The 21,100-nt window shown below is 38.2% G+C and carries 26 protein-coding genes and 1 pseudogene; 26 read left to right on the forward strand and 1 reads right to left on the reverse strand.

Annotation, left to right across the window (positions count from 1 at the left end; all coding sequences use genetic code 11):
* Nucleotides 1-77: 77 nt before the first annotated feature.
* The 24 genes from P2W71_RS22790 (at nt 78) to P2W71_RS22905 (ending at nt 18,792) form a co-directional block, all read left to right on the forward strand.
* Nucleotides 78-881, forward strand: coding sequence for an FRG domain-containing protein (locus P2W71_RS22790; RefSeq protein ID WP_276373707.1), 804 nt, complete (start codon nt 78-80; stop codon nt 879-881).
* A gap of 253 nt (nt 882-1,134) precedes the next feature.
* Nucleotides 1,135-1,944, forward strand: coding sequence for a tyrosine-type recombinase/integrase (locus P2W71_RS22795; RefSeq protein WP_276373708.1), 810 nt, complete (start codon nt 1,135-1,137; stop codon nt 1,942-1,944).
* Nucleotides 1,945-2,069: 125 nt separating this feature from the next.
* Nucleotides 2,070-3,122 carry an IS91 family transposase gene (locus P2W71_RS22800; RefSeq protein WP_276373709.1) on the forward strand — a complete coding sequence of 351 codons (1,053 nt, stop codon included), beginning with the start codon at nt 2,070-2,072 and terminating at the stop codon, nt 3,120-3,122.
* Nucleotides 3,123-4,151: 1,029 nt separating this feature from the next.
* The gene (locus tag P2W71_RS22805) at nt 4,152-4,799 is read left to right on the forward strand and encodes a hypothetical protein (protein WP_276373710.1); all 648 of its coding nucleotides are present in this window, start codon (nt 4,152-4,154) and stop codon (nt 4,797-4,799) included.
* A gap of 109 nt (nt 4,800-4,908) precedes the next feature.
* A complete protein-coding gene (locus P2W71_RS22810) occupies nt 4,909-5,337 on the forward strand; it encodes a hypothetical protein (RefSeq protein WP_276373711.1) in 429 nt (142 codons plus the stop codon).
* Nucleotides 5,338-5,460: 123 nt separating this feature from the next.
* Nucleotides 5,461-5,976, forward strand: a complete 516-nt coding sequence (locus tag P2W71_RS22815) for a hypothetical protein (protein ID WP_276373712.1) — start codon at nt 5,461-5,463, stop codon at nt 5,974-5,976.
* 212 nt (nt 5,977-6,188) lie between these two features.
* Nucleotides 6,189-6,554, forward strand: coding sequence for a hypothetical protein (locus P2W71_RS22820; protein ID WP_276373713.1), 366 nt, complete (start codon nt 6,189-6,191; stop codon nt 6,552-6,554).
* Between the two features lie 153 nt (nt 6,555-6,707).
* The gene (locus P2W71_RS22825) at nt 6,708-7,292 is read left to right on the forward strand and encodes a hypothetical protein (protein ID WP_276373714.1); all 585 of its coding nucleotides are present in this window, start codon (nt 6,708-6,710) and stop codon (nt 7,290-7,292) included.
* Between the two features lie 138 nt (nt 7,293-7,430).
* Complete coding sequence (locus P2W71_RS22830; protein WP_276373715.1) at nt 7,431-8,096, forward strand: hypothetical protein; 666 nt, start codon at nt 7,431-7,433, stop codon at nt 8,094-8,096.
* A 100-nt stretch (nt 8,097-8,196) separates the two neighbouring features.
* Nucleotides 8,197-8,862, forward strand: a complete 666-nt coding sequence (locus tag P2W71_RS22835) for a hypothetical protein (RefSeq protein WP_276373716.1) — start codon at nt 8,197-8,199, stop codon at nt 8,860-8,862.
* A gap of 198 nt (nt 8,863-9,060) precedes the next feature.
* Nucleotides 9,061-9,651, forward strand: a complete 591-nt coding sequence (locus P2W71_RS22840; protein WP_276373717.1) for a hypothetical protein — start codon at nt 9,061-9,063, stop codon at nt 9,649-9,651.
* Nucleotides 9,652-9,813: 162 nt separating this feature from the next.
* Nucleotides 9,814-10,344 carry a hypothetical protein gene (locus tag P2W71_RS22845; RefSeq protein ID WP_276373718.1) on the forward strand — a complete coding sequence of 177 codons (531 nt, stop codon included), beginning with the start codon at nt 9,814-9,816 and terminating at the stop codon, nt 10,342-10,344.
* Between the two features lie 161 nt (nt 10,345-10,505).
* The gene (locus tag P2W71_RS22850) at nt 10,506-10,754 is read left to right on the forward strand and encodes a hypothetical protein (RefSeq protein WP_276373719.1); all 249 of its coding nucleotides are present in this window, start codon (nt 10,506-10,508) and stop codon (nt 10,752-10,754) included.
* 338 nt (nt 10,755-11,092) lie between these two features.
* Nucleotides 11,093-11,473, forward strand: coding sequence for a hypothetical protein (locus P2W71_RS22855; protein ID WP_276373720.1), 381 nt, complete (start codon nt 11,093-11,095; stop codon nt 11,471-11,473).
* 161 nt (nt 11,474-11,634) lie between these two features.
* Nucleotides 11,635-12,171 carry a hypothetical protein gene (locus P2W71_RS22860; protein ID WP_276373721.1) on the forward strand — a complete coding sequence of 179 codons (537 nt, stop codon included), beginning with the start codon at nt 11,635-11,637 and terminating at the stop codon, nt 12,169-12,171.
* Nucleotides 12,172-12,345: 174 nt separating this feature from the next.
* Nucleotides 12,346-12,789 carry a DUF3805 domain-containing protein gene (locus P2W71_RS22865; RefSeq protein ID WP_276373722.1) on the forward strand — a complete coding sequence of 148 codons (444 nt, stop codon included), beginning with the start codon at nt 12,346-12,348 and terminating at the stop codon, nt 12,787-12,789.
* Between the two features lie 207 nt (nt 12,790-12,996).
* On the forward strand, nt 12,997-13,533 hold the full coding sequence (locus P2W71_RS22870; RefSeq protein WP_276373723.1) for a hypothetical protein: 537 nt from the start codon (nt 12,997-12,999) through the stop codon (nt 13,531-13,533).
* A 155-nt stretch (nt 13,534-13,688) separates the two neighbouring features.
* Nucleotides 13,689-14,330, forward strand: a complete 642-nt coding sequence (locus P2W71_RS22875; RefSeq protein ID WP_276373724.1) for a hypothetical protein — start codon at nt 13,689-13,691, stop codon at nt 14,328-14,330.
* A 23-nt stretch (nt 14,331-14,353) separates the two neighbouring features.
* Entirely contained in the window at nt 14,354-14,857 is a 504-nt protein-coding gene (locus tag P2W71_RS22880) for a hypothetical protein (protein WP_276373725.1), read from the forward strand.
* 174 nt (nt 14,858-15,031) lie between these two features.
* Nucleotides 15,032-15,649 (forward strand): hypothetical protein, encoded by a 618-nt coding sequence (locus P2W71_RS22885; RefSeq protein WP_276373726.1) that lies wholly within the window; start codon nt 15,032-15,034, stop codon nt 15,647-15,649.
* An 819-nt stretch (nt 15,650-16,468) separates the two neighbouring features.
* Nucleotides 16,469-16,879: a hypothetical protein gene (locus P2W71_RS22890; protein ID WP_276373727.1), complete on the forward strand. Its 411-nt coding sequence runs from the start codon at nt 16,469-16,471 to the stop codon at nt 16,877-16,879.
* Nucleotides 16,880-17,024: 145 nt separating this feature from the next.
* Nucleotides 17,025-17,324, forward strand: a complete 300-nt coding sequence (locus tag P2W71_RS22895; RefSeq protein ID WP_276373728.1) for a hypothetical protein — start codon at nt 17,025-17,027, stop codon at nt 17,322-17,324.
* 303 nt (nt 17,325-17,627) lie between these two features.
* Nucleotides 17,628-18,101 (forward strand): hypothetical protein, encoded by a 474-nt coding sequence (locus P2W71_RS22900; protein WP_276373729.1) that lies wholly within the window; start codon nt 17,628-17,630, stop codon nt 18,099-18,101.
* 166 nt (nt 18,102-18,267) lie between these two features.
* Nucleotides 18,268-18,792 (forward strand): hypothetical protein, encoded by a 525-nt coding sequence (locus P2W71_RS22905; RefSeq protein ID WP_276373730.1) that lies wholly within the window; start codon nt 18,268-18,270, stop codon nt 18,790-18,792.
* Between the two features lie 350 nt (nt 18,793-19,142).
* Here P2W71_RS22905 and P2W71_RS22910 read toward each other — a convergent pair.
* Nucleotides 19,143-20,224, reverse strand: a protein-coding gene (locus P2W71_RS22910) for an IS3 family transposase (RefSeq protein ID WP_276373731.1) whose coding sequence is annotated in 2 segments (ribosomal slippage) — nt 19,143-19,972 and nt 19,972-20,224 — 1,083 coding nt in all. Because the reading frame shifts where the segments join, the coding sequence is not laid out codon by codon here.
* A gap of 272 nt (nt 20,225-20,496) precedes the next feature.
* On the opposite strand from P2W71_RS22910, the gene P2W71_RS22915 reads away from it, so the two are divergent.
* Both P2W71_RS22915 and P2W71_RS22920 read left to right on the forward strand, forming a co-directional pair.
* Nucleotides 20,497-20,808, forward strand: a complete 312-nt coding sequence (locus P2W71_RS22915) for a transposase (protein ID WP_276373732.1) — start codon at nt 20,497-20,499, stop codon at nt 20,806-20,808.
* A gap of 2 nt (nt 20,809-20,810) precedes the next feature.
* Nucleotides 20,811-21,100: pseudogene (locus P2W71_RS22920) on the forward strand (hypothetical protein); the annotation flags it as partial.

Consider the following 21,100-nt stretch of genomic DNA (forward strand, 5'->3'; position numbering starts at 1 on the left):
AAGAAATATGCGAATTCGCATATATTTGGTTGGCTAAACGTAATACGTATAGTAGGTTGTTATGCACAATGGCTCTTATGACAACTTGGCCACATATTAAAATTGACAACTGGACTGACTTTGTTAAGTTCATAGACTCTCTCAACGTTGAGAGTAGTTACTTGTCTCATTGGGCTTTTCGTGGACAATCGGTTTCTAGTTGGACATTAAAATCTTCGATCTCTCGACTACTTGAGAGACATAGTATCGGGCGACAGCTTGGTGACAGATTTGAATTAACGATTTTTCGCGAGTTTCTTTCGAAAGCGCACTTATACGAAGATTTTAAGCTTCGACAATTTGAGACCGGGAACACATTCCTCACTTTTACAATAATGCAGCACTACGGCTGTCCAACGCGATTATTGGACTGGACGTCTTCACCATATGTTGCACTGTACTTTGCAGTTAATAACGACTTTTCAAATGATGGTGCCGTGTACCTATTTAATGAGACAGCTTTAAACAATGAGAATAAAGATGAAAGGTTTACCAACGGGGACGCGATTTTCTTCAATGACGAAGAGAGTGATCATATTCAAGTCTTTATGGCAAACTTTGCAACACGGAGACTAAATTCACAGCAAGGTGTTTTTAGCATTGGAGCAAATATTGACAAAGACCATGAGGAGTTGATCTATAAATCTCTGATTAATAAAAACACGAAGGAGAGATCATACTTTGTTAAATTAATAATCGACAAACAAATTAAGATCGAGTGTCTAGCAAAATTAAAGACTATGAATGTCCGAGCAGACCAATTGTATCCTGACCTGTATGGATTTTCGTCTTCCTTGAAAGATTTATTAGAGATAAGAGGTTGGGAAAAAGGACAGCAGTAAGAGCCACTGTGCATAACAACAGCTATAATACATATGCTATATCGTAGGTTCTTAAAGTGTGTGCTATTAAATTTCGGCAGCAACGTGGGACAAAGATGTAGGTATTTACACGCATACGTCTTATAGCTAGGCGTTGAACAAAACCTTCGGTAGATTTGCTGGGTTTTCACGGAATAATCATCTTCAATAATTCGTAACTTCAGTCATAAACTTTAAATTTTATGACTATGGAAAAAAAACACTGAGGCAACAGATGTTGCAGGAGATGCGGATCAGGAACTACTCAGAACGTTCCATCGCATGTTACATTCACTGTTTAAGCAGGCTTTCGCTTTATTACAAATGCTCACCTGATCGTTTGAGTTTAGACCAGGTTAAATCGTACCTACATTATTGCATAACAGAGAAACAGGAATCGACTTCGACGTTAAACCAAATTATCAGTGCTGTTAAAATTCTTTTTGTTGACGTTCTTCATCGCTCATGGGAACCTGTTAACCTCAAGCGGCCACGAAGAGAAAAAAAGCTTCCTGTTGTGTTTTCAAAGGAAGAGATGACTGCCTTTTTTGAGGGCATAAAAAATCTAAAACACAAATCCGTTTTTATTGTCGCCTATTCTTCGGGATTGCGGCTTAATGAGGTACGTATGCTTAAGCCAACTGATGTCGATAGTGATCGAATGCAAATTTGTATTCGAAACGGCAAGGGAAGAAAAGATCGGTTTACTCTTCTATCGGAAAAGACCTTGGAAATACTTCGCAGGTATTATAAAAAATTTCGTCCAAAGAAATATTTGTTTGAAGGTCGAATTTCAGGAGAGCCAATGCATCCCAGGACGATCCAAAAAGTTTTTATGGATACTGTCTTAAAATCAGGAATAAAAAAGGATGTTTCCTTCCACAGTTTACGACATTCTTTTGCTACACACTTACTGGAGCAGGGTACAAATCTAAGATTGATTCAGCAACTGTTAGGACATAATTCTCTCCGTACTACTTCGGTTTACCTTCATCTGAGTCGTTTTGATCCTAAAGATGTGAGCAGTCCTTTTGATAATCTCTAAGCATAATATATGGAAAATTCAAGAGATAATAGTTTAGAGCTAGCTACTGTCTTCAAGCAATACGCCCATGCATATGAGGCAAGCATCAATTGTGTTCAAGCCAGCGTAAGGCATACAATGCGATTATGCATTGTCGTACAGCTGCATTAGGATCGCATCAGTCTGTTTGTGATAAGTGTGGCTTTAAAAAGATAAGCTATAATTCATGTCGCAATAGACATTGCCCAAAGTGTCAATACATCAAGCAACTTCTATGGGTAGATAAACTGAAGAGCCGCTTGCTACCTACTCGGTATTTTCATATTGTTTTTACAGTACCTGAATTTCTAAACAGGCTTTTTTACATCAATCAACGAGCATGTTATGATATGTTATTTAAAGCATCCTCTTATGCTATTCAAAAAACGGCTTGCAATCCTGTTTTTCTAGGCGCACAAAGTGGCAACGTATCAGTCTTGCATACATGGGGTCAGTCTTTAAATTACCATCCTCATATACATGCCTTAGTGCCTGCAGGTGGAATAGATGCAGATGGTCAAGAATGGATAAATGCGTCCAAAAAATTCTTTGTACCGGTGAAAGCATTATCAAAGATTTTCAGAGCAAAGTTTTTCGAGCTATTACAACAAGCCATTACTAAGGAGATGCTGGTTATTCCTCAGCAAGATAGTTTACTATATGGCGCGCCAAAGAGCTTTAAAAAAATGGTTTATCGCAAGCTCTGGAATGTGCACATAAAAAAAACTTTTAAAGGTGCGGGACAAGTGATTAATTATCTTGGCAGGTATACCCACCGGGTGGCAATTAGCAATAATAGACTTCTGTCAATGAGTAATGACATCATCCAATTTCGGTGGAAGGATTACCGAGATAATCGACAGAAGATTATGAACTTGAATGTACATTGTTTTATCAACCGTTTCCTTCAGCACATATTACCATGTGGCTATTATAAGATTCGGTATTATGGAATCTTTGCAGCCGTTCATTCCAAAACAAGCATGGTTCAATGCTTTGCTCTGCTAGGAGCTGCACCTGGCATTTCACAATATGAAGGGCTTCCAATGTTGGAAATGTTACAGTTGATAACAGGAAGAAATCTTATTAAATGTTCTCAATGTAAAAATGGAATTATGATTCCTATTCAGATGGCCGCTGAAGTGCCAGAAGACTCATAGATAAATGTAGAGCTGTTCTTTGAAATAAAATTAATCTTCAAGAATGGAAAAAAATCCATAAGGGAAGAAGTGTGCTTAAATTATCGCAGCATATGAATTGAATCCCATCATTAAATCTATATTGTTCAAACCGGCATTGTTACTTTTCTACATGTTGTGCCGCTCTCCGAAAAAACAGAAAAGAATACCCATAGCCAAGAGGTATCGTTCAACAACGTTTTACACGAAATCCATGAACGCATGTAGCAAAATCAAATTGTGCCATTCCATTGCTAATCTTCCTTTAAAGAATTATTTTTTTGCCTGGATTTCGTATAAAACACTTTTTTGTTAGGCAACATAAAACTAAAAGCATGGACACTCGTACTGATTATTCCGGTCAACAGACTTCCTGCTTTTGTGCAAAATACCAGCCTTTGGAACTGTCCCGCGAGCAAATAGCAGAACGAATTAAGGAAACTAGGAGTATCCAAAGACGTCTTGACCTGAAGTGTAAGTCCACAAAAGGACACCACTTATTTCAATGTAGACTTTGTAAGCAGCTTTGGCAATTAAGCAGTGCTTGGAATTGGGGCGGACAAGATTACCTATTCAAGGTTCCTGATATTGAAATACCCGAGTGGATGGAGAGTCCGTACATGTCACCTGCTGATATGATGATTTATTCTGCATCAATGAAAATATACTTCGAAAAAAATAGGCTATCTGACTCAAATAATTTGTGCAAAATTGAAAACTGTGTTCAGAATGCCCTACTAAATAATGTGCTATGTAAAGTTCATTTCATTGAAAGCTTGCAAAAGTTTGGACTTTTACCTCAGCCGCCTGCTGGTAGATTATTTGATCCCTACACTCTAAGTATTTAGAGTTAGATGCGTTACGTTGCCTAACACAATGTATACCCAATAGCGCGTAGTTCTTGAAAGTCCGAAGCGGAAAACGTAGATTTGACTGAACTTCGTATTTTGTATTTCATAGCATTGGCGCTACTGGGCATACATAAACGTTAGCGGTCATTGCAAATCGGATATGAATAGAATTTTAAGTCTCCCTCTAGTTCTCGCCTCGGTTATTGCGTCTGAAAGCCTAGGGGCACAGGATTATTTTCCGTTAAGACCGGGAAATAAATGGTACTATGACTGGAATGGATCCGAAATAACTTTAAAAGTCGATTCGAAACCTCACGAGTTCAACGGAAATACATACTGGGCGATCGTCGACAGCACTCCTGAAGTTGTGTACGATAGCTCCCGCATAGTATTCGAGGGAACGACTTATTGGATTTATAGGAAGGCGAGATTGGGAATGCCGATAGCAACTATGTTTTACAGAAAGGATGCCGACGGGAATATATATTCGTATGATGATGAATTGAATATTGAAAGTCTGCTTATACCTAAACAAATTAAAAAGGGGGACATGTGGATGAGTAGTGACGGACGTGTCGAATATAAAATCATTAGCAGAAAAGAAACTTTTAAATCTAAGTCATCGGTATTCAATGATTGTCTGGTAATTTCGACAAAAGTATTGAGGCCAAGGTATCATGAGCACTCTTTCGATCCTTCCGCCGTTTTCTTGCACTATTATTGTGAAGGTGTCGGATACGTTGGTTCTAAACCTGAGGAGAAATTCGGCATGGCCCTTCTAAAATGGGAGATAAGCAACGACCGCTAACAAAGTATAGGCGCAATTTAAATTTTGTTGTTTATTTTAAAGGTAAATTTAAACTGCGCCTATACTGACGTTGTGCAACATGCGGCTCAAGAGAAGAAATGGGACGATTATGATAACATCGCATTCCGCAATTGGGTGCATTCTGACTGCAATCTTGGTGGTATGTTGTGTTCCGAAGGACCAGCAAATTATTTACAGAGAGCCATCCTCAATAAGACAGAGTAAGTCGCGACTGGATAGTATGTATAAGGACTCATTAATGGTCTTCTTTGAGCAAGGGTTTAATGGTACCTTGGTAGAAATAAAAAGGCAAGATAAGGTCATTTACCAGGAAAAGTTCACCACCGCTCAAGAGATACAATTAGCAACTGTAAAGAACTTGGGATATAACAAGGAGGTTCGAGAATTCAGCATAAGAATCAACAATGGAAATGAGGTGCCGATAAGATTGAAAGCATCTTTTAAATATGTTGCAGTCAATTACGTCAATGATACTATATATATTGACTTCTTAAAATATTATCCGATGTATGAGTAGCATTGCCGCACGATGCACAACAACAAATATGCGCCATTGCAGTTTTGTTGTTAATTTTGAAAGGAAAACTACAACGGCGCATATTTAAGCGTTGTGCGCAACCCCCTTGGACGAGATAGAAGTATGCCAACAATAGAAATAGTTTCGATTGACAGTGATTTAAGTGTAGACCAAAAAGACTTTGATGTTGCAATTCGAGTTGATAAGAAACTGGAGAGTCATCGTGGACTATTTTACAACTTTCTAATTAAGCAAACGGGGACAATTATTCATGTAGGTAATCCAGACTTCAAAAATGACGAAAACGGTGGATTTTTTGGAGGAGCAATAATTGACTGGGGACTTGAATCAAATGATTTAAATATTCCACAGGTTGACCCAAACGATCCCGCAGACAACTGGGGAGCAAATCAATCATTCAAGTATAGGTTTTCAAAGTTGTACAAACCTGACATTGACAGACTAATTAGGACTGCTATAAGCGAATCGAAAATTAAAAAAGTATATTTCCTGACTGACTATCAATTTGGACCGGAGAAATCAAGCCATGAGATTATTTACACATTGATGGACTTATGGGATCGACACGACAACGAAGGACTGGAGTGGAATAAGTTATATGAAATCTATTCGGTGTGACGGGGGCAGCGCACATCAAAGTGCATAATCAATGGCGGGGTTCAGTGTAAATTTGTAGTTTAGTTTTTCAAAATACGTTTGGTGTCGGGGGACAGTGACGCGCTTCGAATTCCCGCCACTGATTATGCACCAACGTTAGCGCACATTAGTTTATATAAAAGTTACAAAGCCTAGGGAACGGAAGTCGAAGAGAAAACGAGAACTAGAATTAAATGAGCGAGATTGTAATTGTAGTTGGACTTGTAATATTTCTTGGTGGAGTTTTCTACTTCTTAGCTCGACAACACAATCAACAATTAGATAATATAAACGAGTATGTTTATAAGGAGGCAAAAACGCGAGGACTTCAAATCAAAAGTATGATTAATCCAACGTTTCAAGAGTGGCTGGATTCGCCGTTTGAAAGAGAAATAAAAGTAGGGACTTTGGGATTTGAGGGAATCCCATATAACCGAGAGTACTACAGAGTTTTAAAATGTCTAGACACGAATTCGAATTTGGATGTGACAATGTGGGTCAAAGTGACAAGAAGTTATAAGACAAATAAATTGACACTTGAATGGTTAGTACAAAACTAACGTGCGCTAACAACAAATATGCGCCATTGCAGTTTTGTTGTTAATTTTACGGGATAAACTGCAACGGCGCATATTTAAACGTTAGCGGCCAGTTTTGGAACGAGACAAAAGCACATGAGAAATACTTGGATACTGTTTTTAACCGTTTTACTTATGACAAGTAACTGTGAGCAACCTAAGACGGTAGACTCTGACTCCGCAGACGATATTTATGACTTTAAAAAATACAACCGATTTATTTTGGTCAAGGGTGGAAATGCATTTGCATCTGGAGCGAAAATTTCGGACTTCGGACAATTGCCAAAAGAAGGTGATGTCTATAATCATGTTTTCAGCTTTGGAGAAATTTCGGAATGGGAATTAATTAAAGTAAGTGACGAATTGGATAATGTATATTTCTATAACATTGCTTATTGGTTATTGGGCTTTGGTGACGATGACCCAAATCACGGAGATAAATCAGTAATCGTTTTAACAGACAAAGAGACAAATGACATAAAATACTTGGGACTTATCGACTCCGAGATAACAAAGATTGACGACTCAATGCTCTTACTTTCTGACAAGGGCGAACAATTCATTGTCGAGATTCCGTTTCATACATTTAAAACCGTTAACAAAAAGTTTAATTATAATATAAAGAGCTTTTTGACCAGCAATTCAATAACGGCTGACAATTTTAAAGAACCAATACTCGAGACAGTAACAATTAGGTTCAATGAGAAAACCGGCCGCTAACAGTATGTATGCATCATAGCGCTTTGCCAATTGGGAATGTGAATATGAAATGTAAATTTGTAATACTTCGTTTGTTGGTGTTCCATAGCTTTGGCGCTATGCTGCATACATAAACGTTGGCGGTAATTCATTTTTGAGATGAAGAGCGTAATTTTAATATCAGCTTTATTTATTTTCGGTTGTGTAAATAAAAAACAATCTATTCCTTCCAATTCAGACTCCTTGACAGGGGGTGCAGTGGATACTGTTAAGTTATTGGATTCGAAACGTGATTTGTCGGCACGAAACGATTTTGAACCTGAAGGCAAAGTCGACATTGATTCAATTTTGCAGACAAAAGAAAATGAATACCTAGCAAGTTTTGACAGCGGGATATTGAGTTTGTGTTGTTATGATCTACTCAATATGACAGGTAATCTACCCACATCTACCTTTCGAATGACCAAAGAGGAATATAAGGAGGACGGTGAAGTGAAGACAGTGGACGTGTTTACAATGGACAGCTCCTTCTTTAAAACTTTCTACAATGCTCATCCAGACGTTGAAAGAACGGATTTGGTTTGTGGAGAAATTAGCTCTGACAAGATTGTTTTTGATCACGGGATAAGAATTGGAATGAAAAAATCTGAATTGCTTTCGAAAATATTTAAGCCGTCTAAAATGTTTGATAAGATCAATAAACTAGAAATCTACGAAAATGAGATGGGCGAAGCGTGGACGACTTTGATCTTTACGAACGAAAGACTTACTCGCATTGAATTTGATTCAGATTACGACTGGATTGAAAGAAGCGTCAGAAAATGAACTACCGCCAACAACAAATATGCGCCATTGCAGTTTTGTTGTTAATTTTGAAAGGAAAACTGCAACGGCGCATATTTAAGCGTTAGCGGTAATGCAAACCATGAAGAAACTTCTTCTATTACTTTTGTGCTTGATTCAAGCTTGTTCTACAGTTGAACAAAATGAACTAATTGAGAGCAAGAATCTTGGACTGACAACTTCTGGGAATGTAGTCTACGATCTTTATCAGACAGGCCCAGATAATTACCGTTACGAATTTTCAATTGTCGACAAGGGCGATTCGGCAGCGCTTTTTACCGCTTATTTGAATGATGCATCCTTTGAGAGTGTTGAGCTTTATTTGCTGGAGCAAAATGACACGATCAAAATTAGGCACAATAGAAGTTTAGGGGAGCACACTAAGTTAAACAAGGACAAGGTATATCAGTTGACTAGAAAACCAGACGCATTCGAAGGATTCAGTGCAACGGTTCACGGGGAAAGCGGAAAGATTTCAAATCTGATGATTTATCACGATAGCATTACTCACCTCCCAGACTCATTGACATCAATTCACAGAAAAATATGGGAGTTAGATGACGTTGAACAAATGGCCAAAGAGTTAAAGAAAAAAAACATATTGACGTACACTCTAATTGAGGCTTACCCGACAGACTCTATTAATTATTATACGATTAGCTTTGGACAAGCCCTAAAAGAAAGCCTTCGTGCAATTTGGACTTATCGAATTAGTTTAAGCTCGGGGCAAGTTGAAAAGGCGAGATAAGTTTGGCAACCGGCGAGATTGTGTGAGAATGGCAATACCGCTAACATTATATATAAATCATATGCGGGTTCATTATGTTCTCACGAATTCTGCAAGTAAATTTATGAAGGCAGGGTTTGATAATCGGTGCCATCAATCCGCATACGCATTATATATCGGCGTTGGCTGCAAGGCGTCACACCGACATGAGAGTTATTTATGAGACTATCGTTAGCTATACTTTTGTTTACTTTATTTCATTCGGACACTGAAATAGGTCAAAGGATTTTTCCTGTACTATTAAAAGAAAACCTTAAATTAAATTCGTTCGACATTTCAAAGTCATACCGACTTAATGACGGTGAATTCATTTTAATCGGGAAAAATAAAAAACAGACCCTAGACACCGAAGGACACCGTTTATTATACTTATCGGCAGACTCTTTAAAAGAACGATTTACAATAAAGTATTTATCAAAACCAAAAGGAGAAGCATACGTCTACAACCCATATTTCTTTGAATTGAAGGACGAATTAATAATCGTTGCAGAAGAGGGTTATGAGTATATGTCTGGAATTGATATTTACAGACTAAAAAATAAGAAGGTTGACTTTCTAGGTTACGTGCCTGTTTCTGGAGATGAAAGAAACTCAATTGCAGACAAGATGAAAATAGAAAAAGAAACGGACGACTATACAATTTTGTTTGAAGGACGAATAGAATACAAAGCAGGGACGGACAACTTAATTGACGGTAAGACACTTAAAGTTAGCATTGATAAAAATGGACTAAAAATAAGTACTCATTGAAAGATTTGGACTAGAACGCCCAGCAGCCAACAAAATGCATAATCAATGGCGGGGCTCAGTTTAAGTTTGTAGTTTAGTTTTTCAAACTACGTTTGTGTCGTGGGACAGTGACGCGCTTCTAACACCCGCCACTGCTTATGCACAGACGTGAGCACCAATTTAATGACAGACATTTCCACAATAACAAAGGACTTAGAGACAAAGATAGACGTCGACTGGTTTGACTCAGTTTGCGGACTATTGAAAAAGGAAAGGAACTTGACAGTTCACAAATGGATAAAAATCATTGGCACGGAAAAACCAAATCCGGAAAACAATATTAGGGGTTCAATGTTCCTTATTCCATTCGACAAGAGATTTGACGGTAGCGCCATCAATCCTATCATTGGTGACACTGACATTGATAAACAACTTGACTATTTAAGTTTTTGGGGAAAGAAGTTTAATTTGAGAATTAGTGACATTGTAAACCGATTTTCAAATTACAGAACACAAATAAACATTTATGACGGCGGGACACAGATTTTCTTTTACCCAATTCCAGACAGTTATTCTTTTACCGCAATATCATTCCATACGGACAAAGAATTTGATGAAATAATAAATCCCTTAGACCTAAACGTTCACAGCGTGACTTTTCTGTTTGGGGACAAATTACTTAAAGGGAATATTGGTTATACCATGAGTAGGTGAAACTGGTGCTAACAAGGTTCATAATCAATGGCGGGTTCAGTGTAAATTTGTAGTCTAGTTTTTCAAATTACGTTTGGTTTCGTGGGACAGTGACGCGCTTCGAATTGCCGCCACTGCTTATGCACCAGCGTTGTAGCTCATACGAAAAAAACGAAATGGATATGAAAAATATAATTGTGTACTACTTTGTAGCGATCGTCCCAGTTGCAATCATATTCCTTTTAGAACTGACAAACACGATTAGTTCAACTTGGTTTGTTTACTCGCTCTGCTTCTATATGCTTATTTATAGAACCTACATTGATGGAAAAAGACTATCGGATAAAGGATTAATTGATAAGAAGGACATCTGGAGAATGATCGTTCCGGGACAAAGACTTAGGTTTTTCAAAGACCTTTATCTTCGCTGAGAAGGGGGCCAGCCTTTATTCTGGGACTAAAAAGGAGCTCGTACGATTGCGTACGAGCTACAACATCATATATGCCTCATGCGCTTTACTGCAAGTATAGAAAATGCGTGCAGGCTTACCGCGCTTTTAGTGTTTTAGTGCTTCGAATAAAGCTAGTAGGACTTGCCGCAGCCAGGCGTGCACAAGCTCACTCAAGTTCGTAAGCCAAGTGCGCAATTATGTTCTTCGCAACACTCGCATGAACTTGAAGGCAAACACAAAAAGCGCTAGATTGTAGTTACTAATTGAAAGTGGCGCACGCGGCATACATTGGCGTTGTGCGTAATTGGTTCAAAGAGATGACTAAAGAGCAAGCATTAGAACAATTGAAATTTCACAGTGGTCTGCACCCAGATATCGAATCGACTCGATGGACGAATGGCTTTCTTCCATCTCTTCGACCGTTTAGAGGTTTGAATAGAGAAGCATTTGCAAATCTTATAGAGTGTTTAAATGTGTTGAAGGATGATATTAAGAGCAGCAAGACTTTAGAGAAGGAACTAATGCTCGATTTGTGGACAATTTGCCATTATGCAAAAGCATGGGGAACAGATCCGGAAGGCATGATTCGGCGCAACAATCTAATTTCAGCTGCGGAGTTAAAAGAGTTTGAAGGGTGGATAAACGAAATTTCTTATAAGATTTCATTCTGGCTGGAAGGTCTTGATGAAGATGAATAGTATGGCTTTTTCCGTGAACCAATTACGCACAACACAAAATATAATGCATGCCATTGCGCTTTGATTTGACGAACGGAGATTTAAATTGAAAAACCAACGCGCGAAGGTTGAAGCTTCTATTGAGAGGCACGCATTATATTCGATCGTTGGCAGTAATTTACATGGAACAGTTGATTATAAAAAAACCAAGAAAAAAATTCGTAAAACGATTTGTGCAAACACACATCTTGATACTTATTATTTTTACACTTTGGGGAATAGGCTCGTTCGTTGTGACAGATAGACCGACAAAGGACAATCTTGAATGGGGAGTTTTCATAATCACTCTGTGCCTTTCTTGGAGTTTACTAGTTCGCCTCCTGACGGTATACCACAATGAAAAAAAAACAATAACTAAACTGGAAATTGATGACGAAGGGAATTTGATAATTGAGTACACTGATTTTGACAATATGAAAAGGTTTGTGACCAGCCTAGATAAACTTGATGTCACTTTGAAACGATCTTATTGGCAAGGTGGCAGCAGACTTAATATTGATTTTTGGGTTGACGAGAATAAGAAACTCCTAAGACAACATATTAATACGATTTGGAATGGCCGTGATGTCAAAGAGACATTCTTAATGATCAAGATCTTGAAGAATAGTAAACTGAGCAAGAGGGAAAAAGACATGGTCGATGATGAAGAATTCGCGTGATTTAAAACTACTGCCAACACATAAGTATAAGTCATGCCAGCGAGGTTTGTATTTGATTTTGAAATGGTTTTGCCGGCACGCCTTATATTTTAACGTTGTGGGTCATTGCTTCCGGACAAAGTGGATAACAAAATCAAAATACTATTACTAACAATTTTAATTAGCTGCGATCACGTGGGACAAAAGACTTTTGAATCTTCGCTCGGATGGTTTGAGTTAAACTATCCTGAACATTGGACACAATCTATAGAGGATGATGGAACGTATCTGTTCATGGACAATGAGGAATGGAAAGGGAATCTGCGGATCACGGCAATGAGACTTGAGGACGAGAAAGCCCAGCAGCAACCGGAGAGACTCAAGAAGAATATAAAGGACGAACTTGAAAGAAAACCAAATTCGAGATTAATAAAACTGGGGGACAAGGACGCAGTCTATTGGGAAAAAGAGGTAGAACAGGACGGAGATAGTTTAATGGTTTACAATTGGACAACAGGAGACAAGGGCACATTGTTGATTTGTTCATTCGTAATTGACAAGGATAGAATTGACGAGAAAGAAGTAAAAGAGGAATTGGAATTTGCAATTGGTACACTCAAATCAATTAGAGTGGAGTAAGACGCAACGACCCACACCAACAGCTATAATACATATGCTGTATCGTGGTTCGTAACAGGGCTAACAACATATATAAGTCATATGCGGGTTCATTTTGATATCATCTTACGTGCATGTAAATTTACTGAGACGCATTTTTTTAGAACGTGGTCTTAAACCGCATACGCCTTATATACTAGCGTTGTAGGCAATTATTGACTGAACGACATGATTTCACTCGAAGACTTTTGGAGAATGGACGAGATTATCGTAGCTAAGTTCGGCGCTAGGTTCGGTAAGAAATTATATAATTGTGTTGATTACTGCGGAATAGAACCGGTCAGACATCCTGATGAGGGGTATTTCTGCACACCAAAAAATTCGAGGACGTTTGCCAGGACTGGTGGAGATGGTGTCCATTTTGGAATAATTACCAATGATGTTGGACAGGGCGCCAATAAACCAATAGTTATGACCGTACCAATGGCTACACGAAATAATGTTGTCATCGCAGAAAGCCTTGATGAATTTTTTGGTATTGGATGTCACGTTGGATGGGCTGCTCTTGAACAGCTTGTTTACGACTTTGAGGGTACAATCACTTACTACTCAAATCAAGACGACTCGTTGACTAAGCAACAAAAAACATTTTTGGAAATCGTGCGCGAAGAATTAAAGGCAAATCATGTGCCATTGACCAAGGATCGGTTAGAGGAATTGGACGATAAATACTATAAAATGTTGAATATCGATTCTATTGAATAAACCTAAACTGCCTACAACACGGGTATATAAATCATATGCTGGTTCATTTTGCTATCACAACTTCTGCATGTAAATTTAGCAGCCAACGGTTGATCGCGATTAGTTTTTAAACCCGCATACGCTTTATATACTGACCGTTGGCAGCCATTATTCAAATGAAGAGACTACTAATCATCAAAGCAGCATCAGACGTTTGCCCAACAGAAATTGCACATATAGTGGCTACATGTAAAATATTTAAGATGGAGGTAGACGTCTTAAATGTGGAGAATGAGAACGAATTACGGAATGGTCTAGGCAGCGGGACAAAGTATGACTATATATATTTATGCGCTCATGCTAATCATCAAGTGTTCGGGGACAATGATGAAGAAGGGTTTAATCTATCATGGAGTGACTTCAGTGGAATAATGTGTGAATCTGGATGTATGAATTATGGTTGCATATTTTTATTAGCGTGTTGTAGGACTGGTTTGACTCAAGTGGCATATGATTTGTTTTGTAGTTGTGCTAAAGTCGAATTTGTGTGTGGACCGCGTTGGACATTAAATCCGAATGATTTGACAATAGCATTTGATGTATTCATTTATAACATGGAGGAGAGAAAGGAACAGCCGGACGAAGCAGCCAAAAGAATGTCACTTGCGACCGGATATACATTTTCATGCTATGATCGAGTTGAAGTCGAGATGCGACCGGACTACAGGGAGTGGGAAAAACAGCAATGGGAATATGTAACAACCAACTATAAAGTTCCTGATGAAGAGATTGAAGCAAGACAAGAGAAACCAGATTAATGGCTGCCTACAACATCTATTCTATGAAGATTCTGGTAACGATAATATTTCTATCTTTTGCTACTTTTAGTTTTGGACAGGCGGAGCAATCCAACACCATCGTTATAAACGTGACAGCAGACTATAAGCCTGCAATCATAGAATTAATTAAAAACCACACCGAAATATCATCCTTCCCAACTCTTGGTGAAAAGATAAAGTACAAAGGTTTGGATACAGGGTACTACACTTTCCAAATAAGTGGACATGGGAAAACAAAGATTGTTTCAGATAGTATTTATGTTATGAATGGGCAATTATTGGAATTGCATGTCACGGTAACAGGACCTTGCTTATACGACCATCCCGCTGACCAAATCCCCATTTGCCCAAATGAGCATACCGATAATATTATCCCAATTGTTTATGGACTAATAGGACAGACAAGGGACTCAGCTTCCACAGTTAACAAAGTTCATTTAGGAGGTTGTGTTGTGACTGATTGCGACCCTAAATACTATTGCACAAAACATAAAGTGGAGTTCTGAATAACGGCTGCCAACAATGGTTATAAAACATATGCTATTGTGTAGGTTCTTAAAGTGTGTGCTGTTAAATTATGCCAGCAACGAGGGACAAAGATGTAAGTATTTACACGCATACGTCTTATAGCCGAGCGTTGGCAGCAATTCTATTGGATAGAGTAGACTTAATAAAAATAAATGATTAAACTAACGATCTTCTTAACATTAGGACTATTTACCGTTTGTTACGCACAAACCAGGCAGATTAAAGCCAAAGGAATTTACAAAGAAATAGACGTTGAGAAACACAATGGGATCGTAGAAATTTTAAAAGGCGGCAATGTCATTTCAAAAGATAAAATGATTGACAGTGTTCTAAACAATCCTAATTATTATAATCCTCCCGTTGTTTTTGCATTGTCAAACGAGCTTTTTAAACGTGGTCGTAAGCGAGAAGCCGCGTATTGGTTTTACGTGGCTCAACTAAGGGCACGTTATGACGCTAATTTATGCTTAGACAATACTGCTGAACAGGCGACCTCCATTCTAACCGATATTTATGGCACAGAGATTAACAAATTTGCTTTAGAAAATATCGATTCCCTCAGAGCAACTGTTAACAAAGTGGTGGAATTTGTTAGGACCAACGACGAACATTATGACCACAGGTGGATAAATCTTCACGGCATGGACGCTGCGCAAAATAAGAAAACAAAGGAGCTCAGTCATCCAAAGAGCAAATGGACAGAGATAAAAGCCAGGACTATTGACGACTACTACCAACGGTTTCTTGAAGCGGTTAAGTCGATGAAATAGAAGCAGCTGCCAACAGCATATATAAATCATATGCGGATTCATTTTGCTATCTCCGTTTCTGCAAGTAACTTTATTCAGCTACGCTTGATGGTAATGTGGTGTTAATCCGCATACGCTTTATATGTCAGCATTGTGGCTCATACTTTTAGGACAGTGACTCAAGACAAAAAAATAGATATTAGATTCATAGGTTGGACCATCTTGACATGGATGAGTATCAATTTAGTTTTGAATTTAACTGGACTGGTTGTTAAGGATTGGTTAAGTGATGAGTATGATTTTAGTTTTGACCTTTATTGGCATGGCTATCACATAGGTTATCAGACATTGACTTTTGGGTTGGTATTCATATTTGTCTATTGTGTTTTCAGACATACAAGGATTGCTATATATTCATTTGTTGCCTTGCAGTTAATCATGTTTCATATAATCTTCTTTAGTAATCTTGAGACATACGAGAATACAACTCGATTTTCAGCGTCTTGGCCATCATTTGATTTAACTTACTTAGAGTCTAACGGGCAAGAACTAGTTGATATAATAAGCATCTACGATCCGATGACAGGGATATTTGACTGTGGTATATTTTCGCCTGAGAACACTTCCAGGTTTTACTTAGTATGGATTCTTTTGCCGCTTTTATACTTCCTAGGTATTTGCCGATTGACTGAAGACATAGCCAAAAAAAACGTATCAAAGGTTGGAGCGTAAAAGCACGAGCCAAAACAATATGTATGCGCCATTTAAATTTTAATTATTTTTAACACCAAGGTAAATTTAAATGGTGCATACATCGGCGTTAGGCGCAAGATTTTTGCTATGGACACACAACAAACTAAGATAAAACTTTACGACAGACAAGAAAAAACCACGACAACAATGTTTGTCCAAAGAATCTCTGATAATGTATTCAGAATGATAGACAACGATGCTTTCAATTGTAAATTGACTCGGGGGACTGAGTTTGAGACAAAAATTAATGAAGAGGGAGATCATGAAATTTTGAGAATTATTAAGAAGTCCGATTTCATCACTAGGCGGTTTGTACTGACAATTGAAACAAATCAAACCGACTATTTATTCCTTGGACAAGAACTTACAAAAAATGGAGGGTTTTGGCAGGTTGACTTTGGAGGAATCGCTACAGTCAATATCCCACCTGACAAAGTAGCCGTTGTGGACAAGGTGATGCGAGATTTAAATTTGAACCTTACCGAATTGACGGAGTAAAGCCAGCGCCTAACACAATGTATGTGCCATTGCTGGGTTCGGTTTAAGTTTGTAGTTTAGTTTTTAAATAGCGTTTTGTTCGTGGGACAGTTTAGTGTTTCAAAACCAGCAACGTCACATACATAAACGTTAGCAAGCATTTATTATGGTTCTTCTGAATTATCACGCAAAGCCAATAAGAATCCCAAAGAAACCAGAGGATATTGCTGGAGCATGGATCAATTGTTGGATAAACTGCGAAGACGTCGATGATGCAACGAAAAGGGCACTTAGAATGATGCGAGACAACGGATGGAAAGAATTTGAAATAGAAGATGTTTTCAAGGTTGATCGATCGGATTACGAGGGAAATGAAAATCAACTTCGGTATTTTGACCAAGCATTGCTTGATGATGAAGTCTTGGTAGTCTATACCTATCCATTAGTGGAGAGAGATGAAGAATAGCACGAGTGGTACAGAAACGCTTGCTAACATCGTGTATGCCCCATGCGCTACACTGCTGTCAATTCACTTCGCCGGCCTCGCCGCAATTTTTGTGTTTTTCTGTATCAAATTATTCCGCAGCTCTTACCGAAGCCACGGACGGTAGCCCTCACTCAAGTTCGGCCAAGTGTGCATACAGGATCTTTTGCAAGTCCGTGGACATTGAACGAAACACTAAAAATTGCTAGATTGTATGTATCTGACGGCGTGGCGCACGGAGCATACACGCACCTTAGTGGCCATTTTAAACGGAAAAATAATGACATGAGAATATTGCTTTCAATTTTACTATTAATATCAACAGCTAGTACATTACTTGGACAAAGTAATGCACCGACAACTAAAGTAAACCCCAAATCCTTCCCGACAAATATTCATATTGGTAGTGTAGAGGAACTTAATAAGTTTGACGGAAAAATAATTGCCTTTGATGGGATGATAGAAAAAATTGAAAATAGTAGAAACAATACGCCATTTTACAAACTTAAAATTAGTGCTGATAATCATCTATGGACAGTCTTAGTGTTTAAGAACGAATCTAATGAAGTTGGTGACAAAGTAAGGATTGTGGGCTATCTGATACCTTCCGAACCGAATGAAGTTGAAAAACAGTATTTAGACACAAAATATATGGTAATTGCTTTTGGACTTCTTGACTTTGAAAATTCAAATTTGCTTATGGCCGAAGGCAAGCAAAAACAAGAATGGATGGAGGGGAAAATTCCAAGTTCAAAATAGGGACAGCCACTAACAACATGTATGCGCCATTTAAATTTTTAATATTTTTAACGCCAAGGTAAATTTAAACGGCGCATACATCGACGTTGGCCACAAGGCATTCGCAGATAAAAAGATTTCAACTAAATGATTAAGATTAGTTTCAAAATACAAAAGACAGACTGATTTGACAAGAAACTTAAATATTCTAATTGGGACAACTTTTTTAATCCTAACATGGATTTTTGTCGGAATTTTTAGAGACGATGAATTTTATGAACCTACAATATTCATAAAACATCGACCGACATTTAAAGTGAATTTTTACTCTCCAATTGGAATGTCTGATTTACAGCTCAAAGATTTGACAATGGAAAAACAAAAAGAACTGTTAGCATTTGATGAATTTGTAATTAAAGAAGGTATTCAATACAACAGCAATGACAAACTTTGGTATCTTCCGTTTGTACTCATTCAGATAACATTGACATCTTTTACATTCGGAATTTTAAACTCAAAAGCTCATAAAATATGGAGAATGATTTTTCACTTTAGCATATGCATTTTTCCAACAACTTTCGGGCTTGTATTTATATTAGCATTTGACCGAATATTTATGACGATATCTTTGGGATTATTGATAGTTGGGGTCAACTGTTTGATTTTATATTTATTAACGAGACAAAGAAAACCAATTGAAATTGCTTCATAGTATTTGTCTCACTGGACAATTCCGTCTGACCTTTGATTTAACGGCAGTCAACTTTTCGTTTGGCTGCCAAGGCTTGTAAAACGACTAAGATTAGTGAATTTTAAATGGTCGTGTAAGCTCCCCCGAAAATTGGGCCACTCAAAAGTTTCGTTTTTTATTTGATTAAGCAAAATTGGATTGAATTTAATTTTACGTTTTCTGTCATAAAGAAGCGGAGCGAAACGCATTGGTTTAGATGTTGATATATGGATAACTCCAACATTTGACTTCTGCGTTGAAAAAAACATATGCTGTTGGAGTAATCCACATTTCAACATCGTAATAATAATAGTCTTCAGCTTTTTGGTGAGTTAGCAAAGTACCTCTAATAGATCTATCGGTGCTTTGTAATTAAGGGATTGATGCGGTCGTTCGTAATTATAATCCAACATCCATTCTTCGATTTTCTCTCTTACCTCATGAAGTGAATAAAATATATTGGCGTTGAGTAGTTCCTTTCTTACGCTGCCATTACAACGTTCCACATAGCCATTTTGCATAGGCTTACCGGGCTGAATGTATACCAGTGTAATTCCATTCTTCCGGCACCACTCATCAAGAACGTGAGAGATAAATTCCGGACCATTGTCAACGCGAATCATTTTTGGAAGCCCTCGAAATTCCTTCAGGTATTCTAACACTCGTATCACACGAAGCGTCGGCAAGGAAAGATCTGCCTCCAAAGCCAAAATTTGTCGGTTAAAATCATCTACAATATTTAGAAGTCGAAACTTACGCCCATCCCATAGGCTATCGCTCATAAAATCAATAGACCATACTTCGTTGATAGCGCATGGTTGATATAAAGCTTGCTTTGCTCTGGTAGGCAAACGCTTTCTAAATCGTCTTCGAATGTTAAGTTGTAATGCTGTATATATACGATATACTTTTTTGTGATTCCACATAAATCCTTTTCTTCTTAATCGGAAATATGACTGCCAAAACCCAATCGCTGGATGCTTTTCAGCCAATGATTGTAATTCATTGATTACCGGAGTATCATTTTTTGGTTTGGAAATATATTGATAGGAACTCCGTGGCACACTCAACGCTTTACACGCCTGACGTTGGCTCACACCATGTGCTTCCATCATGTGACGAACCAGCATGCCTTTTTCATCAGGCGTTATAGCTTTTTTGCTACCGCGTCCTTTAGTGCTTCATGTACCAGGCTCAGGTCTGCATACATTCTCTTTAAGCGTAAATTTTCTTCCTGAAGCTCTTTCATCCTCTTAACTTCGCTTGCCTCCATTCCACCATAGCGCTGGCGCCACTTATAAAATGCGGCCGTCGTAATACCCATTTCTCTGCAGATGTCTTCTGCCTTGCGACCAGCTTCATGTTCCTGGATCGCTTTTACAATTTGTGTTTCTGTGAATTTTGTTTTTTTCATAATAACCATTTTAAAATTGAACATTTATAGTCAACTTTCAAATGGCCGAACTTCGGGGGAGCTTACAGTCGGACAGAAATGCCCAGCGGCCAACACGAGTATATAAATCATATGCGGGTTTACTTTGTTATCATCATTCTCCCGATTAAATTTATTGAGCAACGGCTGACCGAGAGGTGCTTTCAACACCGCATACGCTTTATTGTCTTAGCCCCCTAAATGACTGTACAAAATCTAACAAACAGATTTGTAACAGTTAAATTTAGGAAAATATGCCAAGAACAAAACGATCCTTTACACCTGAAGACAGATTGAGCCTACTTCAGGAAGCTGAACGGGAAGGCTATATGCAGACTTGTCGGAAATACAATTTATCTCCTGCCTTATTAGCCAAGTGGAAGCAACGATATCTTAACAAAGGCTCTGAAGGGTTAAAACCAGCTTACAAAAGAGTTGATCCTGCCCTTCGTGCTTTGGAAGAGGAAAATGAAAGGCTGAAACGAATTATTGCTAAGCAGGCTCTAGAGCTTGAGGTTAAAACCGAGATGCTAAAAAAAACTCCTATCCAACCCAAGAGAAAGTAAGTATGGTAAAAGATTATATACATCAAGGTTGTATACAAGACCTTGTAAGATGGGTCGGACTACCTCGGAGTAGTTATTATTACAAATCCCATCCTGGACCCCGTGGCAAGGTAGCTACTACTCAGACAATAAAGCATGGAGTACTGGTGAGCAACGCGTTAGTGCCCCAAGACATCAAAGGAGTGATTAGTGATCCTTATAACGCCTACGGTTATGATATGGTGAACGATGAACTGCGGCTTCTTGGATACGATATAAACAGAAAGAAAACCTATCGCCTGATGAATGAAAA

Origin of the sequence: Chryseolinea sp. H1M3-3 (genome assembly GCF_029360725.1) — a bacterium.
GTDB lineage: Bacteria > Bacteroidota > Bacteroidia > Cytophagales > Cyclobacteriaceae > Chryseolinea.

What these genes read in the sequence shown, in the direction of transcription:
- P2W71_RS22790 (WP_276373707.1), top strand. Translation starts at nt 78, where the DNA reads ATGACAACTTGGCCACATATTAAAATTGACAACTGGACTGACTTTGTT.
- P2W71_RS22795 (WP_276373708.1), top strand. Translation starts at nt 1,135, where the DNA reads ATGTTGCAGGAGATGCGGATCAGGAACTACTCAGAACGTTCCATCGCA.
- P2W71_RS22800 (WP_276373709.1), top strand. Translation starts at nt 2,070, where the DNA reads ATGCATTGTCGTACAGCTGCATTAGGATCGCATCAGTCTGTTTGTGAT.
- P2W71_RS22805 (WP_276373710.1), top strand. Translation starts at nt 4,152, where the DNA reads ATGAATAGAATTTTAAGTCTCCCTCTAGTTCTCGCCTCGGTTATTGCG.
- P2W71_RS22810 (WP_276373711.1), top strand. Translation starts at nt 4,909, where the DNA reads ATGATAACATCGCATTCCGCAATTGGGTGCATTCTGACTGCAATCTTG.
- P2W71_RS22815 (WP_276373712.1), top strand. Translation starts at nt 5,461, where the DNA reads ATGCCAACAATAGAAATAGTTTCGATTGACAGTGATTTAAGTGTAGAC.
- P2W71_RS22820 (WP_276373713.1), top strand. Translation starts at nt 6,189, where the DNA reads ATGAGCGAGATTGTAATTGTAGTTGGACTTGTAATATTTCTTGGTGGA.
- P2W71_RS22825 (WP_276373714.1), top strand. Translation starts at nt 6,708, where the DNA reads ATGACAAGTAACTGTGAGCAACCTAAGACGGTAGACTCTGACTCCGCA.
- P2W71_RS22830 (WP_276373715.1), top strand. Translation starts at nt 7,431, where the DNA reads ATGAAGAGCGTAATTTTAATATCAGCTTTATTTATTTTCGGTTGTGTA.
- P2W71_RS22835 (WP_276373716.1), top strand. Translation starts at nt 8,197, where the DNA reads ATGAAGAAACTTCTTCTATTACTTTTGTGCTTGATTCAAGCTTGTTCT.
- P2W71_RS22840 (WP_276373717.1), top strand. Translation starts at nt 9,061, where the DNA reads ATGAGACTATCGTTAGCTATACTTTTGTTTACTTTATTTCATTCGGAC.
- P2W71_RS22845 (WP_276373718.1), top strand. Translation starts at nt 9,814, where the DNA reads ATGACAGACATTTCCACAATAACAAAGGACTTAGAGACAAAGATAGAC.
- P2W71_RS22850 (WP_276373719.1), top strand. Translation starts at nt 10,506, where the DNA reads ATGAAAAATATAATTGTGTACTACTTTGTAGCGATCGTCCCAGTTGCA.
- P2W71_RS22855 (WP_276373720.1), top strand. Translation starts at nt 11,093, where the DNA reads ATGACTAAAGAGCAAGCATTAGAACAATTGAAATTTCACAGTGGTCTG.
- P2W71_RS22860 (WP_276373721.1), top strand. Translation starts at nt 11,635, where the DNA reads ATGGAACAGTTGATTATAAAAAAACCAAGAAAAAAATTCGTAAAACGA.
- P2W71_RS22870 (WP_276373723.1), top strand. Translation starts at nt 12,997, where the DNA reads ATGATTTCACTCGAAGACTTTTGGAGAATGGACGAGATTATCGTAGCT.
- P2W71_RS22875 (WP_276373724.1), top strand. Translation starts at nt 13,689, where the DNA reads ATGAAGAGACTACTAATCATCAAAGCAGCATCAGACGTTTGCCCAACA.
- P2W71_RS22880 (WP_276373725.1), top strand. Translation starts at nt 14,354, where the DNA reads ATGAAGATTCTGGTAACGATAATATTTCTATCTTTTGCTACTTTTAGT.
- P2W71_RS22885 (WP_276373726.1), top strand. Translation starts at nt 15,032, where the DNA reads ATGATTAAACTAACGATCTTCTTAACATTAGGACTATTTACCGTTTGT.
- P2W71_RS22890 (WP_276373727.1), top strand. Translation starts at nt 16,469, where the DNA reads ATGGACACACAACAAACTAAGATAAAACTTTACGACAGACAAGAAAAA.
- P2W71_RS22895 (WP_276373728.1), top strand. Translation starts at nt 17,025, where the DNA reads ATGGTTCTTCTGAATTATCACGCAAAGCCAATAAGAATCCCAAAGAAA.
- P2W71_RS22900 (WP_276373729.1), top strand. Translation starts at nt 17,628, where the DNA reads ATGAGAATATTGCTTTCAATTTTACTATTAATATCAACAGCTAGTACA.
- P2W71_RS22915 (WP_276373732.1), top strand. Translation starts at nt 20,497, where the DNA reads ATGCCAAGAACAAAACGATCCTTTACACCTGAAGACAGATTGAGCCTA.